The sequence below is a fragment of the Lacibacterium aquatile genome (genome assembly GCF_042683105.1).
Lineage (GTDB): Bacteria > Pseudomonadota > Alphaproteobacteria > Elsterales > Elsteraceae > Lacibacterium > Lacibacterium aquatile.
This window is the reverse complement of the sequence record NZ_JBHUIP010000014.1, coordinates 213,728-228,634: the sequence shown is the minus strand read 5'-3', so window position 1 is coordinate 228,634 and position 14,907 is coordinate 213,728. Positions and strand designations below refer to the sequence as shown.

Genomic DNA, 14,907 nt, shown 5'->3' with positions numbered 1-14,907 from the left:
ACGTCCGTTGTTCTGCCTTATTTCACCTGTATAACAAGCGTAGGACATTAGGATTAAATAGCCGAACCATGATCGCGACACGTCTGCTTCTCAGCTCTCTTATGGCCGCCACCTTGCTGGCGACGCCTGTACTTGCCCAGTCGAAAGACGAGGTCGAGGAAGCCCAGAAGATCCTTATGCTCATGGGCAAATTCTCGAACCGGCCGACCGGCGAGATGACCGATAATACCCGCAAGGGCATTACCGATTTTCAGCGCGAAGCCAAGCTGCCGCAGACCGGCAAGCTGGACGGCCAGACGCTGAACGCCCTGCGCGAAGTCCGCGATACCAAATACTCCAAGGGCCTGTCCCTTCCCACGGCTCAGCAGCAACAGCAGGCACGTACTCAGGCAGCCTTGCCCCCGCCCAAGCCTGTTGCCGTGCCTCAGGCCAAGGTGGACTCGGAAGAATTCGGCGGCTCTGCCCAGACCCTGACCGGCTATGGTCAGCGGTCGAGCGGCTCCAGCGGCGGCCCAACGCTCACGGCACCGCAGATGAGCGCCGGTAGCCAGCAACAGCAGACTCAAAACTACACTTCGCCGCAGAACCGCGCGCTGAATAACCCGAATCTGCCGCCGCCCATCTCGCGCCCCAACGGCGTCAATCCCCCGGCCGTTCCCCGTGAACAGGTGACTGCCGAGCATATGTATTCAGCCCCCAGCGCCAACTTCCCTGCCGCCAAGGCCGAGGAAGAGGGCATCAGCCGCTTCTGGCCGTGGCTTGCCGCCGGTCTGATGGTGGCGATTGCAGGCTGGATCGTGTGGCGCGGGTTTGTGTCCTCGGGTGCCAGTGCGAACAACCCTTATTTTGTCGGGAGCGCTGCCGCCAATCTCGGCACCAAGCGTCGCGAACCGACGTTCTAAAGAGCTATTTCGGGTCGCGCCAGAATATCCAGGCGGTGAGCAGCATCGCCGCCTGGACCAGCGCCACGATCACAACGACACCCGGCCAATCGAACTGGGCTAAGGCCATGGCTGGCACCACGGCCCCCAGGCTTCCCCCCAGATAGTAGCTTGCGACATAGAGCCCGACGGCCGCCGTCTTGGCCTCGGGTGCATTGCCCGCGACATAGCCGGTCGCGGCGCTTTGGGTGATGAAGATCCCGGCACATCCCACGGCCAGTCCCGCGATAATCACGGGCAGGGGTGAAAAGAGCGTGAGCACCAGCCCCGTACAGGCGATGCCAACCGCCGTGGCCAGCGCCCCGCGCCGCCCGAACAGGCGGATCAGCCGCCCCGTCCAGGGACTAGCCGCGACACCCGTGAGATAGACAATGAAAACCGCCCCGAGTTGCCCGGTCGACAGGCTATAGGGCGCGGCCGCCAGATGGAAATTCGCGTAGGTGAAGAGGGCCACCAGGGAAAACAGCACCCCGAAGCCCAATGCAAAGGTCGCAACCAACGGCGGACGGCGCAGATGCCGCCCCATGGCCCCGACGACACTGCCCAGCGAGTCGGCCGGGCGGAAACTCCGCGCTGGGGGAAGATAGGCCCAAAGAGCCAGCCCGCACGCCAGATTGAGGATTGCGAGACTGCCCAGCCCCCAGCGCCAGCCATATCCCTCCGCCACCAGGGCGGCGACAAAGCGGCCCAGAAAACCGCCCATGATGGTTCCGGCGATATAGAGACCGCTGGCACGCGAGATCTCGCCCGGCTCGTACTCCTCCCCCACATAGGCGACCGTGACGGCAAAGATCGCAGGCAGCAGTAATCCCTGAAGGAAACGCCAGAGCAGAAGCTCGGCGAGGCTACCCGACAAGGCCGTCATCAGGGTCGGAAGCACAAGAGCAAGGCAGGCACCGACGATCAACCGCTTGCGCCCGAATCGGTCTGCCAGCGCGCCCGTGATCGGGGCCATTAAGGCAACGGCGGCGGTACCGACGGTGACGGTCATCGCAACCTCCGCCGGTCCGGCCTGGAAGGCAGCGGCCAGATCGGGCAGCAGCGCCTGGGTCGGGTAGAGATCCAGGAAGGCAGCGGCACCCGCGAGGGCAACCGCCAGCGTCCGTTTATCAATGGGTGCCGCCATGGTCCTCCTCAAGCCTGCCCACGCAGTCACCGGATTTCGTCATCCCGTGGCTTGACCACGGGATCTCCTCCGGGTGCGTGTCCACACTATCTTGGCCGAATTGGATAATCTCCCGGAGGAGATCCCGGTGTCGAGCACCGGGATCACGGCTTTTTACGGCTCTAAGCTTGGGTCCAGGGCAACCCTTCGACCTTCCAGCCCGCCAGCGATCCTCGGTGCTTGCCGGGATCGAGCGGCCCTTCGAAGCCGCCAGCGATATTATAGACGCGGGCATAGCCCTTCTCGGTGAGTTTCTTGGCCGCCGCCAAACTGCGCACGCCGGACCGGCACAGCAGCACCAACGGCGTTTCAGCCGTAATCACCGGGATGCGCCGCACCTCGCCGACGAACCCGTCGTTGAGAGCAGACGTCGGCCAATGCTGCCATTGGACTTTATGCGCCGTCCGATTGAGCGAGGTCAGATCGGGAAGACCGACGAAGTTCCATTCGGCTTCCGAGCGCACGTCGATAAGCTGCGCGGTCGGCTCCGCCACCAGCAGATCCCAAGCTTCGCGCGGCGAGATATCACCCGCATAGAGCGCGGCGACAACGGGGGGCGATCCATCAGGCATAGTGCCTCTCCTATCTCAGGAATGCGCGGCGGCGGCCTTCAGGCCGCGGTCGATATCCGCCAGCAGGTCGTTGACGCCTTCCAGGCCGACCGACAGGCGCACCAGCCCTTCGGTGATCCCCATGGCCAACCGGTCCTCCTCGGCCATCGCACGATGGGTGGTCGTGGTCGGATGGGTGATCAGCGACTTGCTGTCACCAAGGTTGTTCGAGATATCGATGATCTTGAAGGCATCCATGAAGGCCCAGGCGGCAGCGCGACCGCCCTTCAGTTCCAGCGACAGGATGGTGCCGCCGCGATACATCTGGCGACGCCCCAGTTCGACCTGCGGGTGGCTGTCGTGGTGGGGATAGAGCAGCTTGGCGACCTGCGGCTTGTCGCCCAGGTGGTCAGCCAAAATCTCCGCGGTATCGCAGGACCGCTGGACGCGTAGCGACAGGGTTTCGAGGCCCTTGGACAGCAGCCAGGCATTGAAGGGAGAGAGCGCAGGGCCGGTGTGACGCAGGAAGGGCTGCAGCACATCGGTGCAATATTCGGAGGTTCCCAGCACCGCGCCACCCAGGCAACGGCCCTGACCGTCGATATGTTTGGTCGCGGAATAGGTGACGATATCTGCGCCCAGCATCAGCGGGCGCTGCAGCAGCGGGGTCGCGAAGGCGTTATCGACAATGACCTTGGCCCCCGCCGCATGGGCGATGGCGCTGACCGCCTTCAGATCGACCAGGGCCAGGGTGGGGTTCGCCGGGGTTTCCAGGAAGAAGACCTTGGTATTGGGGCGCACCGCGCTTTCCCAGGCCTTCAGGTCGTCGCCGTCGACGAAGGTGGTCGTGATATTGTAGCGCGGCAGAATGGTCGACAGGATCACATGGCAGGATCCGAAAAGCGCGCGGCTCGCGACCACATGATCGCCTGCATTCAGGGAGGTCGCGAGCGCCGCATAGACCGCGGCCATACCCGAGGAGGTGCCATGACAGCCCCCTGCCCCTTCGATCTGGCGCAGACGCTGCTCGAAGATATCCAGGGTGGGGTTGGCATAGCGGGAATAGACGAAGCCGGGGTTCTCGCCGGTGAAGCGGGCCTCGGCCTCGGCAGCACTGCCATAGGTGAAGCCGGAGGTCATGTGGATCGCCTCCGACGTCTCGCCGTAATTGGACCGGGTGAGCCCGCCGCGAATCAGCAGCGTGTCCAGTTCGATAGCGTCGTCGGGATGTGGGATACCCATGAAATCCTCCAAGATCACAAACGTTCGATCCGACCGGGAGGAAGCAGGCGCGGAGTCCGCGCGCACGACCTTTTAGCTGCTTGTTTAACGTGGCCGCAAGCCGGTCGGCTCAAATCACCACGGGAAGTTGTTTAACCCTTGCTTGGCGGATCCGTCAAGCCCCGCAGCAGGAAAAGATGATAGGTCTCCGAAGCGCCTTTGCCCAGGGGAACCGTGATCGCGCCGATCCGCTCCTGTTCGCGGAAATGCTGCAAGGCGCCGGGCTGGTTCGAGCGGGTAACGTAAAGGATCGTATCCTCCCGCGCTTGGGAGGCCGGATTTTCCATCTCAAACTGGCTGTCGGTCCGCCCGTTCGCATCCCACTGCACCTGCTTGCGCGGCCGCGCGTAATAGGCGAGCTGGGCGTAGAGCAGCCGCTGATCCGTCATCAGCACCGGCATGCCGCGTTCGGCCAGCACACCCGCAACAGCCCGACCGATGGTGCGCCCCCCCTGGAAGCGGCGGGTCGGATCGCTCTTATAGGGGATCTCCACCCCCGCCATCCGGGCAAGGTCGTGGTAGGTATAGCCGATACCCATCGCCACCACATGCAGCACCGTGGCGGCGATCAGGACCATACGCCCCCGCTTGCCTTCCGCCAGCATCGCCGCGACCAGAACGCTCCCACCGACATAGCTGACCGCCGCCCAATTGGCATTGGCGCGCGACAACATCGACAGGCCGGTCATCAGTACCAGCGACGGCAGGATCAGGCACAGCAACAGCGCAGTCGCTTCTGCTTTCCAGAGCGTCTTGAAGCGCACGACGATCAGTCCTACGAGCGCCGCAAACGTAATCGGCCCGAAGACCCCCAACTGACCGGCGATAAAATCGCCCAGCTTGGCCGGATCCAGGCGAACGCCATGGCCGAGGTCGGCGTTATCAGCCGTATGGGCCAAGGTCGCGCCGCCGTTCATGGCGTTCCAGATCAGGTTCGGCGACAGAACCGCGAGGCCGACGGCGATCATCAGCCAGAGCCCCGGCATCCGCAGCAGATCGCGCCGCTTGGCAACGACCCACAACAGCAGGCCCGCCAGGAAATAGACCATGGCGTATTTGGCCAGCAGGCCGACACCGAAGGCCACCCCCCCGACCAGCCACCATTTCAACTTCTGCGGCGCCTCAACCGCCCGCACCAGGGCATAGAGCGACAACGCCCAGCAGAACAGCAGCGGCGGATCGGTCGAAATCAGCAGGGACGACCAGGAGACGCCGGGGATCAGGATATAGGTGAGCGAGCCCCAGAAGCCGACCCGACGAGAGAAAAGCCTGTTCCCGATCCCATAGATCAGCAGCGCGGTGCCGAGATGCAGCAGCGGTGATGCCAGGCGCACCACAAACTCACGGTCGCCCAGCAGCCCGGTGAAGGCACCGATGATCCAGGCGATCAGCGGCGGCTTGGAGTAATAGCCAAAGCTCAGCTCTTGCGCCCACAGCCAATACTGCGCTTCATCGCCATGCAGGGGGTAAAATTCGTTGCTGTTAACCAGCAGCCGGCTGGCCGTCACCAGAAACAGCAGCGATACGCCGAAGCGGAAAACTTCGGGCGGCATATCGTCTTGCGGTTTGGTGTCGACGCTCATCCTTTATGCACCCTGGTTCGAGCGCTGTTCCTTGCGCACCAGAAAAACATTGCGGATATAGACGATCAGGCCCAGCAGCTGACCGAGGCCGAACACCAGTTCCTCGCGATGGACGGCATAGGCGAAGAGCGACAGGCCGCCCGCGATGCTGATCCACCAGAAGGCCATGGGGATCATCGACCGCTGATGCTTTTCGCTATAGATCCATTGGACGATGAAGCGCGACATGAACAGCGCCTGGGCCCCGAAGCCGACCAGCAACCACCAGCCGTCGGCATGCCACTGCTGCAGGAACAAGCCCCAGAATTTATCGATAAGCGCCATCTTATTCCTCGTTGGCGGTCGGGATCGAGGCACGGCGTTGCAGCCATGCGACCCCCAGAAGATCCGACACTCCGACCAATGCGCGGTCGAGATTGCCGTATTTGGAAACACCCTGCGTGCGATGGCGGTGATTGACCGGCACAGAAACAATGTGTCCGCCCTGGCGGATCATCAAGGCACACAGATAGCGGTGCATGTGTTTAAAGTAAGGAAATTCGAGGAACTGCTCGCGCGGGAAAAGCTTCAGGCCGCAGCCGGTGTCGGGCGTGCCGTCCTTCAGCATTGCGCGGCGCAGCTTGTTGGCAAGGCGCGAGGCGATCCTCTTGGACAGAACATCCTGGCGCTTCACCCGCCAGCCCGCGATCAGCACGGGCTTGGGGTTGGTCGCGATCTCCTGCTGGGCGCGATCCCACATGGCGGGAATATCGGCCGGATCGTTCTGCCTATCGCCGTCCAGGGTCGCAATCCAGGTGCCGCGCGCCGCCTTTACACCCGACCGCACACCGGCAGACTGGCCGCAGCGCGTCACATGACGAAGGGAGCGGAAATTTGGCCCCTGAGCCCGCAGCTCGGCCAGGATCTGCGGGGTCGCATCGGTGGAGCCATCATCGACATAGATGATTTCATAGTCGAGTTTACCGTCGAGGGCGGCGCGGATCTCGGCCACCAGCGGGCGGATGTTCTCGGCCTCGTTGAGGACCGGGACGACGACGGAAAGCTGCATCTGGCAAAAAGCCCGCTAATCTCGAGGAAATACGCCGCAACGGCGTACCTTAAACGCCCTGCGCTGACCAGTTATTTCAGCTGCCTTTTCGTGCCATCAGAATGCCGGTCAGCACGATTATGCCGCCGCTGATCGTCCAGGCCGTCAGCGGTTCGCCCAGCATCGCCGCCGCGATCAAGGCCGCCCCCACCGGCTGGATCAGCAGACCGACCGCAGAGAATGTCGCAGGCAGATGGGCGAGGCTCCAGCCGATCAGCCCCTGTCCTGCCGCGTGAGTAAAGAAGGCCAGCCCCAGCACGACACTCCAGCCATAGGAGGTCTGCGGCATGATCGTCTCGCCGAATGCCAGCGCCACCGGCAGCAGAATAACGGCCGAAACAATCGCGCTGATCAGCATGATGCGGCCGGTGCCGACCCACTGCCGGGCCTTCTTCACGTAAAGCAGATAGGCGCAATAGAAAGCAGCGGTGCCGATGGCGATCACATCACCCGCCAGTTGCTCCGGCTTCACCGTGAAGCTGCCCCCCATCAGGACGATGGCTCCGCCCACCGCCAGGGCTAGTCCCGCCAGGAAGCGCAGCGAATAGCGCTCGCCCAGGAAGCAGAAGCCGATGACCGCCATATAGACGGGCATTAGGTTCGGCAGCAGCGTCGCATTGGCAACCGACGTCCATTTGACGCTGAGATGCCAGAAGCCCAGGTCGGCAGCAAAGGCGATACCGGCCAGAACCATAGCGCGCCATGCACGATTATCCGGCGAACTGTGCACGCCACGCCTCTCCAAAACCGTCCAGAGCAGCAGCACGGGGATGGGCAGGAAGACACGCCAGAAGGCGGTCGCCGTCGGCCCCACCTCGGAAAGACGCACAAAGATCGGCGCCATGGCGATGCAGCAGGCACCGGCGAACAGGGCCAGCAACGGCCAGCGCGGCAGGCCGGTGGATTGGGGTTCGGAAACAGCGGACATGGCGCGGGAGACTATCCGCCCGCCCCACACCCAGCAAGCCGCCTAGTCGACAGGCAGGGTTGCGATGGCAGAAGCCTTAGTTCTTCGCAGCGGGAACGCGACCTTCGACGCTGGCGGTTCGTGCGATGTTCGTCAGTTCCGCAGGCGAGATGCTTTCGCGCGTAGCGCATACGAAGGCCAACAGGTTACCAAGATCGGTACCAGCCTGGACGGAGGCACAATAGCCGACGTCTTTGCGTCGATAGTGGCTGAAGTTGTAAACCACCCCGTGTCGCGTCTCGGCCCAATCTCTTAGAAGAGTGGTTTCGTCATTGAGCGGTCTTGCCTTGGCCCAAGGGGCAATCGGATCCGCCGCCTTTGGATTGATCGCGAATACCATTGCCACTATTCGGGGATCAGCAGCTATCGATCCAAAAAAGACCGCTTTTTCGGATGCCATCGGAATAATGCCGGAAGTATAGACGTCCGGTCTGAAAGCGGTGAGATCAATGCGGGTCGGATCGGGCGCATTTCGATCAACCTCAAAGGGTAACTGACTTAATATTTTCGGATCATCGGCCTTGATTGCCGCTGCAAGTTTCTTCCCCTGATCAGGATCGAGATAATTCAGAAACAGCTGCATGCTGCCGACTTGCAGTTCGATCTTGTGCTGCCGCTCCTGTTCCGACCCCTTATAGGCACATCCAGCCAGAAAAATTGCCGCGATCACCAGTGGCGGGAACTTCCGCAGTTTCTTCATCTTCAAATCCATTGAATTGAATTAATCGACCGGAAGCGTTGAGATATCCGCACCTTCCGCAGAGAATTGCCCCGCTAGGCCTACACCATTGACGATGGCTTCAGCCCGTGACTTCCCTAGCGGTTGGCCAGGCGGCGCGCAAATATCTCCATAGATGGCGGCGGTCCAGGAACTGCCTGCAAAGATGACACAGGATGTGTCGCGCAGCCGGTAACGGGCATAATCGATAGTCGTTCCCGACGCTATGCGCTTGGCCACCCCCCGTGACAGCACCTCTTCTGGCTTCCGGTCTTCGAGTTTTTGGTCAACCGTACCAGCCCCCATCCTTAGGTTTGGCATGGGGTTTGGAAAAAGGATGCCACCGACACTCCCCAGATACCCGTCCTTGCTGCGCAGGCTCATCCCATAGTGATAGAAACCAAGGGAATAGAGGGCGACCCGATATTCGGCCTCCCAACGCGCTCCTGAACTTGAAAGCGCCGTTCGAAGGCGGCTATTTGCGTATGGGCCGTTCGTGATCTGATACGTCACGCTCTGGTCGGGCGACTGGAGGTTCATATTCCAGCGGTACCGCAGATCCGCCGTAAAGGCCGTCAGGTTTTCGAGATCGTCTCGCACGGTTCCCTGGGGCCCCGCGGCACACCCCGCCAAAAAAATCGCCGCCCCGAAGGCGGCGATGATACGTAGATGCACCACTTATACTCCCGCTTAAGCTGCGGGCGATTTAATCACGTTGTGGAAGTCGTGTCGTCTTCAATCCCGTCTTGACCCGCGCCAGAAGGTCGTGGGCGCTGGGGCCAAGGCGTAAGGCAATACCCGTCGTCAGAACATCGACCACAGTCAGTTGTACGATGCGGCTGGCCATCGGGGTGAAAACCTCGATGTCTTCAGCCGAGGAAACGCCTATCGCCGCAGCAGCCAGGGCGGCGAGCGGCGAAGCCGGTGCCGTAATCGCGACGACCGAGACGGCGTTATCCGCGGCAATCTCTGCCATCTCCAACACCGACTTGGTGCGGCCGGTATTGGAGATCGCGACGAAGACATCGCCCGGCGTCATGCCGGTCAGGATGATGCGGGTCTGCACCGGATCGACCAGCGCCTGCACCGGCATGGCAAAGCGCGAGAACTTATGCGCCGCGTCCTGGGCAATCGGGGCCGAGCCGCCGACACCGAAGATCACGATGCGCCGGGCATAGGCCAGCAGCCCCACGGCCCGCTCGATAGCCGTGATGTCGAGCCCGGTGCGCGCCTCATGCAGCGCGCGCGAGGTGGCATCGAAAATCTTCGCAACGAAGGTCGCCGTCCCGTCGCTGGTCTCCACCGCTGCCGAGACAAACGGCACGCCGGGAACGAGGCTCTGAGCCAGCTTCAGCTTAAAATCAGCGAACCCGTCGCAGCCGACCGAACGGCAGAGACGGATCACCGTCGGCTGGCTGACACCTGCCTTATTGGCAACCACCGCCACCGGGCTTTGCAGAGTTCCCTGCGGATCCGACAGGATGACCGAGGCGACGGCCGCTTCCTGGCGCGACAGGGTCGGCAGATGCGTGCGCAGACTATCGATGATATTTGCCATGCGCGTCAGCCTTTCAGACCAGCAGCCTCCCGCGCAAGCGTTTCGATGCGTGCCCAGTCGCCAGCCTTCACGGCATCGGCGGGGGCCACCCACGAACCACCCACACAGGGTACATTAGGAAGCTTCAGATATTCCTTGGCCTTGGCCAGATCGATGCCGCCGGTCGGGCAGAAGCGCATCTCGGGCAGCGGACCGCCCAGCGACTTGATGTAGTTGGTGCCACCCGCCGGTTCGGCCGGGAAGAATTTGGCATGGTTGAGGCCACGCTCGGCAAGGCCCAGGACTTCCGACGCCGTGACGGCACCAGCCAGGAACGGCAGGCCGCTGTCGAGGAAAGCATCCAGCAGTGCCTCGGTCGAACCGGGCGAGACGAGGAAGCGCGAACCGGCAGCAACGGCAGCTTTCACGCTAGCCGGATTATTCACCGTACCGGCACCGATCATTACCTGCGGCAGCGCATCGGCAATCGCGCGGATGCAATCGAGGGCAACCGGCGTCCGCATGGTCACTTCCAGCACCGTCAAACCGCCGGCAGCCAGAGCGGTTGCCAACGGCACCGCTGTCTTCAGATCATCGATAACCAGAACCGGAATGACCGGCGCGCGGGAAACCAGTTCGGCAGTGGCGTGATTGATCGCGGACATCAGGCAGTAAACTCCAACTGGTCATCGAGCCAGGCCGCAGCGCCATCAAGGGCGGGGGTGGCAGCAAGAATGAGGAAGGTCGGGATGCGCTTGGCGTATTCGACCATGCGGTACTTATTCTCGAAACGAGCCCGGAACTGGCTGCGGGACAGGAAATCGGCGATACGCGGCGCAATACCGCCACCGATATAGACCCCACCACGCGCGCCCAGCGTCACAGCGACATTGCCCGCCAGACCGCCCAGGATTGCGCAGAACAGATTGAGCGTCTCGCGGGCATGGGGGTCACCCTTGCCCAAACCGGCCTCGGTGATCTCGGCCGCCGACAGCGTCTTGGATGCGCCATCGAAACTAGTAAGCAGCTTATAGACCCGCTCCAATCCGTTGCCGGACAGGATGCATTCGCCCGTCACCGCGCCCTGATCGGCGATCAGGGCGGAGGCCAGACGCATCTCGCGCCCCGTCACCGGGGATAGATCCACATGACCACCCTCGCCTGGGATCGGGATCCAGCGTTTGCCGACCGGCAGCAGACCGCCGACACCTAGTCCGGTGCCTGCCCCAACCACCGCCATCGCCTGCCCTTCTTCCGACGTGCCGCCACCGATCTGCTTCAGATCGAACGGTTTCAACCGGGGGAGCGAGCGGGCCAGCGCCGTAAAGTCATTGACTAGGAACATGGCATCGAGGCCAAGCGCTGTCCGGGTTTCCTCGACCGAGAAATCCCAATGGCTGTTGGTCAGCTTGAAGCGGTCGCCCACCACAGGCCCCGCCACCGCGACACAGGCCGCCGTGGGCTTAGCGCCCTTGGCATGCTCGTCGAGGTACTTCTGCGCGGCATCGGCAAGGTTCGGGAAGTCCGCCACCGGATAAACGAAGGCTTCCTCCGGTACGCCTTTGGGAGAGGTCACCAATGCGAACCGCGCGTTGGTGCCACCGACATCGGCAACCAGCCAGGGCGCCTTTTTCGTCGCAGCCCGGATCACGGCTGATACCCCGGCAGATCGGCACCGAATACATGGGCGCCCTGCTCCGCCCCCACCGCCGCGCGGCGGAAGAGACCAAACAGATCGCGGCCAACACCAAAACCATTAGACGACAGATCGGCAGTTGCCTGTGGACGGGCGTTGAACTCGGCCTCCGGCACCTTCACTTCCAGCGTTCCGGTTTCGGCGTCGAGGCGGATAATATCGCCTTCGCGCACCTTGCCCAGCGGACCACCGGCCAACACTTCCGGCGTGATATGGATCGCGGCCGGAACCTTGCCCGAGGCACCGGACATACGGCCATCGGTGACCAGCGCCACCTTGAAGCCCTTGTCCTGCAGCACACCCAGCGCCGGGGTAAGCTTATGCAGTTCCGGCATGCCGTTGGCCTGCGGACCCTGGAAGCGGATGACGGCGATGAAATCGCGCTCCAGCTCGCCCCGCTTGAAGGCTGCCTGCATCTCGTCCTGGCTGTCGAAGATCAGCGCCGGGGCTTCCACCACACGCTTCTCCGGCTTCACCGCCGACACCTTGATAACCGAACGGCCGAGATTGCCGGTCAAGATGCGCAGACCACCGTCTTCAGAGAAGGGATTGTTTGCCGGACGCAGCACGCTTTCGTCGTGGCTGGTCTTGGTCGCGGGCTTCCAGGTCGCCTTGTCCCCATCCAGGAAGGCTTCCTTGCGATAGCCGTCAAGATCGGTCCCAGCGATGGTCTTCACGTCATTGTGCAGATGCCCCGAATCCAGCAGCTGCGAGATGAGGAAGCCCATGCCACCTGCGGCGTGGAAGTGGTTCACGTCGGCCGACCCGTTCGGATAGACGCGTGCCAGCAGCGGCACCGCACCGGAAAGATCGGACAGATCCTGCCAGTTGAGCTTCACGCCCGCCGCCGCCGCCATAGCGACGATATGCATCGTATGGTTGGTCGAACCGCCCGTTGCCAAGAGGCCGACGATGCCGTTGACCCAGACCTTCTCGTCCAGCACTTCGCCGATGGGAGTATATTCATTGCCCATGGCGGTGATCTGAGTCACCCGCTCCACTGCCGCCGTTGTCAGAGCATCGCGCAGGGGCGTGTTCGGATTGACGAAGCTGGAGGCTGGCAAATGCAGCCCCATGATCTCCATCAGCATCTGATTGGAGTTCGCGGTGCCATAGAAAGTGCAGGTGCCCGGCCCGTGATAGGAGGCGCTTTCGGCCTCCAGCAGTTCGGGACGACCGACTTTGCCTTCGGCATAGAGCTGACGGATACGGCTCTTTTCGTTGTTCGACAGACCCGAGGTCATCGGACCGGCGGGCACGAAGATCGACGGCAGATGACCGAAGCTCAAGGCACCCATGATGAGGCCGGGGACGATCTTGTCGCAGACGCCGAGATAGAGGGCGGCGTCGAACATCTGATGGCTCAAGGCCACCGCCGTCGATTGGGCAATGAGATCGCGGGAAAAGAGCGACAGCTCCATGCCCGCCTGACCTTGGGTCACGCCATCGCACATGGCCGGCGTGCCACCGGCCACCTGGGCCACAGCGCCAACTTTACGGGCAGCTTCCCGGATCAGTTCGGGATAACGTTCGTAGGGCTGATGGGCCGAGAGCATGTCGTTATAGGCGGTGACGATGGCGATATTCGGCGCCGTCCCGGCTTTGAGTTCCTGCTTGTCGCCCGGACCACAGGCGGCAAAACCATGGGCGAGATTACCGCAGGCCAGCGTCCCGCGACGCGGCCCCTGCGAGCCCGCCTTGCGGATCCGCTCCAGATAAATCTCACGGCTGCCCTTCGAGCGCTCGATGATACGGTTCGTAACCTCGGCGACGATCTTGTTCATGCTGGCCATTAGTCGACCTCCTCGTGCCACGTGCGACCGTCACGCTCGATCAGTGCGATCGAGGCCGCCGGCCCCCAGGTGCCTGCGGTATAGGGCTTCGGATGCTCCGACCGGCGCTGCCAGGCTTCCAGGATGGGCTCGACCCAGGTCCAGGCCGCTTCCACCTCGTCACGACGCATGAAGAGCGTCGCATTACCGCGCACCACATCGAGCAGCAGACGCTCGTAAGCATCGGGCGAGCGGACCTTGAAAGCCTCGGCAAACGTCAGGTCGAGGGGCGCCGGGCGAAGCCGCAGACCACCAGGACCAGGATCCTTGATCATCAGATGCATGCGGATGCCTTCGTTGGGCTGCAGCCGCACGACGAGACGGTTCGCTTCCACCATCCCGCTGTCTTTCGGGAAGATCGAATGCGGCACCGGGCGAAACTGGATGACGATCTCGCTGGTCTTCTGGTGCATGCGCTTGCCGGTTCGCAGATAGAACGGCACGCCTGCCCAACGCCAGTTCTCGACCTCCAGCTTCATCGCGACAAATGATTCCGTCAGGCTGTCGCGGCCAAGTTCCTCGATATAGCCCGGCACGGCGGCACCATTCGCGGCGCCTCCTTTATATTGGCCGCGGACCGTCTGGCTCAAGACCGCCTCCGGCTCCATCGGCTTCAGGGCGCGCAGAACTTTCAGCTTCTCGTCGCGGACGGCGTCCTTGTCGAAATGCACCGGCGGCTCCATCGCGACAAGGCAAAGGAGCTGGAGGAGATGGTTCTGCACCATGTCGCGCAAGGCGCCCGAGGTGTCGTAATAACCGGCACGACCTTCGACGCCGACCGTCTCGGCGACCGTGATCTGCACATGGTCGATCCAGGAGGAATTCCACAGGGGCTCGAACAGCGAGTTGGCGAAACGCAGCGCCAAGAGGTTCTGCACCGTCTCCTTACCGAGGTAGTGATCGATGCGATAAACCTGGGTTTCGTTAAAGACCGCGCCGACTTCCTGGTTGATACGCTTGGCCGACGCCAGATCCTTGCCGATGGGCTTTTCCAGAACAACGCGGCTGTCCTCGGAGACGAGACCGGCCTTCTCCAGGCTGCGGCAGATCGGGCCAAACAGATCGGGGGCGGTGGCGAGATAGAAGACGCGGATACGGGTCGATCCCTCAACCACCGCCGCCAGTTCTTCCCAGCCTTCAGAGCTGGTGACGTCCAGGCCGACATAGGACAGACGTTCGGCAAAGCGCGCCCAGGTCTTGGCATCGAACTCGGCAGCCGGGATGAGCTTCTTGGCCCATTCACCCGCCTTCTGCGCATATTCCTCGTTCGAAAGCTTGGAGCGCGACACGCCGATGATGCGGGCACCGTCCGGGATCTGACCATCCCGGTCGCGCTGATAGAGCGCGGGCAGCAGCTTGCGTAACGCCAAATCGCCTGTACCGCCGAAAACGATATAGTCGAAGGGCGCTACAGGAATGATCTGCGCCATTGTCTTCTCCCTCCCGAGATCGATCCGTTTCCGGCTTTTTGGAAACCGGATCGCGATTCTATTCTGGCCCTTAGGGGCTGATCGGCGGGGAGAGTAGACTGGTTAGCGGTGACATAAAA

General features: G+C 62.5%; 15 protein-coding genes and 1 riboswitch. Of the genes, 1 reads left to right on the top strand and 14 read right to left on the bottom strand.

All coding sequences use genetic code 11. The annotated features are described in order from the left end of the window. The first annotated feature begins 68 nt into the window (after window positions 1-68). On the top strand, window positions 69-902 hold the full coding sequence (locus tag ACFSM5_RS18195) for a peptidoglycan-binding domain-containing protein (RefSeq protein ID WP_379877979.1): 834 nt from the start codon (window positions 69-71) through the stop codon (window positions 900-902). 4 nt (window positions 903-906) lie between these two features. Here the strand turns inward: ACFSM5_RS18195 and ACFSM5_RS18190 are convergent, their stop codons facing one another. The 14 genes from ACFSM5_RS18190 to zwf form a co-directional block, all read right to left on the bottom strand. Continuing rightward, window positions 907-2,067, bottom strand: a complete 1,161-nt coding sequence (locus ACFSM5_RS18190; RefSeq protein WP_379877978.1) for an MFS transporter — start codon at window positions 2,065-2,067, stop codon at window positions 907-909. Between the two features lie 161 nt (window positions 2,068-2,228). Beyond that, a complete protein-coding gene (locus ACFSM5_RS18185; RefSeq protein ID WP_379877977.1) occupies window positions 2,229-2,678 on the bottom strand; it encodes a rhodanese-like domain-containing protein in 450 nt (149 codons plus the stop codon). 15 nt (window positions 2,679-2,693) lie between these two features. Then, window positions 2,694-3,899, bottom strand: a complete 1,206-nt coding sequence (gene metZ / locus ACFSM5_RS18180) for an O-succinylhomoserine sulfhydrylase (protein WP_379877976.1) — start codon at window positions 3,897-3,899, stop codon at window positions 2,694-2,696. A 52-nt stretch (window positions 3,900-3,951) separates the two neighbouring features. Further along, a riboswitch (SAM riboswitch) is annotated at window positions 3,952-4,030 on the bottom strand. Further along, window positions 4,031-5,521 carry an ArnT family glycosyltransferase gene (locus tag ACFSM5_RS18175; protein ID WP_379877975.1) on the bottom strand — a complete coding sequence of 497 codons (1,491 nt, stop codon included), beginning with the start codon at window positions 5,519-5,521 and terminating at the stop codon, window positions 4,031-4,033. Window positions 5,522-5,524: 3 nt separating this feature from the next. Next, the gene (locus ACFSM5_RS18170) at window positions 5,525-5,845 is read right to left on the bottom strand and encodes a lipid-A-disaccharide synthase N-terminal domain-containing protein (RefSeq protein WP_379877974.1); all 321 of its coding nucleotides are present in this window, start codon (window positions 5,843-5,845) and stop codon (window positions 5,525-5,527) included. Window position 5,846: 1 nt separating this feature from the next. Beyond that, entirely contained in the window at window positions 5,847-6,569 is a 723-nt protein-coding gene (locus ACFSM5_RS18165) for a glycosyltransferase family 2 protein (RefSeq protein ID WP_379877973.1), read from the bottom strand. Window positions 6,570-6,645: 76 nt separating this feature from the next. Further along, a complete protein-coding gene (locus ACFSM5_RS18160; protein ID WP_379877972.1) occupies window positions 6,646-7,536 on the bottom strand; it encodes a DMT family transporter in 891 nt (296 codons plus the stop codon). A 76-nt stretch (window positions 7,537-7,612) separates the two neighbouring features. Then, the gene (locus ACFSM5_RS18155) at window positions 7,613-8,275 is read right to left on the bottom strand and encodes a hypothetical protein (protein ID WP_379877971.1); all 663 of its coding nucleotides are present in this window, start codon (window positions 8,273-8,275) and stop codon (window positions 7,613-7,615) included. Between the two features lie 21 nt (window positions 8,276-8,296). Further along, window positions 8,297-8,968 (bottom strand): hypothetical protein, encoded by a 672-nt coding sequence (locus ACFSM5_RS18150; protein WP_379877970.1) that lies wholly within the window; start codon window positions 8,966-8,968, stop codon window positions 8,297-8,299. A 31-nt stretch (window positions 8,969-8,999) separates the two neighbouring features. Further along, the gene (hexR, locus tag ACFSM5_RS18145; protein ID WP_379877969.1) at window positions 9,000-9,851 is read right to left on the bottom strand and encodes a transcriptional regulator HexR; all 852 of its coding nucleotides are present in this window, start codon (window positions 9,849-9,851) and stop codon (window positions 9,000-9,002) included. Between the two features lie 5 nt (window positions 9,852-9,856). Further along, window positions 9,857-10,495, bottom strand: a complete 639-nt coding sequence (gene eda / locus ACFSM5_RS18140) for a bifunctional 4-hydroxy-2-oxoglutarate aldolase/2-dehydro-3-deoxy-phosphogluconate aldolase (protein WP_379877968.1) — start codon at window positions 10,493-10,495, stop codon at window positions 9,857-9,859. After that, window positions 10,495-11,481: a glucokinase gene (gene glk, locus ACFSM5_RS18135; protein WP_379877966.1), complete on the bottom strand. Its 987-nt coding sequence runs from the start codon at window positions 11,479-11,481 to the stop codon at window positions 10,495-10,497. The genes eda and glk overlap by 1 nt, the downstream gene beginning before the upstream one ends. After that, window positions 11,478-13,319 carry a phosphogluconate dehydratase gene (edd, locus tag ACFSM5_RS18130; RefSeq protein WP_465261257.1) on the bottom strand — a complete coding sequence of 614 codons (1,842 nt, stop codon included), beginning with the start codon at window positions 13,317-13,319 and terminating at the stop codon, window positions 11,478-11,480. The genes glk and edd overlap by 4 nt, the downstream gene beginning before the upstream one ends. Beyond that, window positions 13,319-14,788 carry a glucose-6-phosphate dehydrogenase gene (gene zwf / locus ACFSM5_RS18125; protein WP_379877964.1) on the bottom strand — a complete coding sequence of 490 codons (1,470 nt, stop codon included), beginning with the start codon at window positions 14,786-14,788 and terminating at the stop codon, window positions 13,319-13,321. Before zwf ends, edd begins: the two co-directional genes overlap by 1 nt. Window positions 14,789-14,907: the final 119 nt, after the last annotated feature.

Coding starts and splice junctions, on each gene's coding strand:
- hexR (WP_379877969.1), bottom strand. CDS start 9,851: ATGGCAAATATCATCGATAGTCTGCGCACGCATCTGCCGACCCTGTCG.
- eda (WP_379877968.1), bottom strand. CDS start 10,495: ATGTCCGCGATCAATCACGCCACTGCCGAACTGGTTTCCCGCGCGCCG.
- zwf (WP_379877964.1), bottom strand. CDS start 14,788: ATGGCGCAGATCATTCCTGTAGCGCCCTTCGACTATATCGTTTTCGGC.
- metZ (WP_379877976.1), bottom strand. CDS start 3,899: ATGGGTATCCCACATCCCGACGACGCTATCGAACTGGACACGCTGCTG.
- edd (WP_465261257.1), bottom strand. CDS start 13,319: ATGGCCAGCATGAACAAGATCGTCGCCGAGGTTACGAACCGTATCATC.
- ACFSM5_RS18175 (WP_379877975.1), bottom strand. CDS start 5,521: ATGAGCGTCGACACCAAACCGCAAGACGATATGCCGCCCGAAGTTTTC.
- ACFSM5_RS18155 (WP_379877971.1), bottom strand. CDS start 8,275: ATGAAGAAACTGCGGAAGTTCCCGCCACTGGTGATCGCGGCAATTTTT.
- ACFSM5_RS18195 (WP_379877979.1), top strand. CDS start 69: ATGATCGCGACACGTCTGCTTCTCAGCTCTCTTATGGCCGCCACCTTG.
- ACFSM5_RS18160 (WP_379877972.1), bottom strand. CDS start 7,536: ATGTCCGCTGTTTCCGAACCCCAATCCACCGGCCTGCCGCGCTGGCCG.
- ACFSM5_RS18190 (WP_379877978.1), bottom strand. CDS start 2,067: ATGGCGGCACCCATTGATAAACGGACGCTGGCGGTTGCCCTCGCGGGT.
- ACFSM5_RS18165 (WP_379877973.1), bottom strand. CDS start 6,569: ATGCAGCTTTCCGTCGTCGTCCCGGTCCTCAACGAGGCCGAGAACATC.
- ACFSM5_RS18170 (WP_379877974.1), bottom strand. CDS start 5,845: ATGGCGCTTATCGATAAATTCTGGGGCTTGTTCCTGCAGCAGTGGCAT.
- ACFSM5_RS18185 (WP_379877977.1), bottom strand. CDS start 2,678: ATGCCTGATGGATCGCCCCCCGTTGTCGCCGCGCTCTATGCGGGTGAT.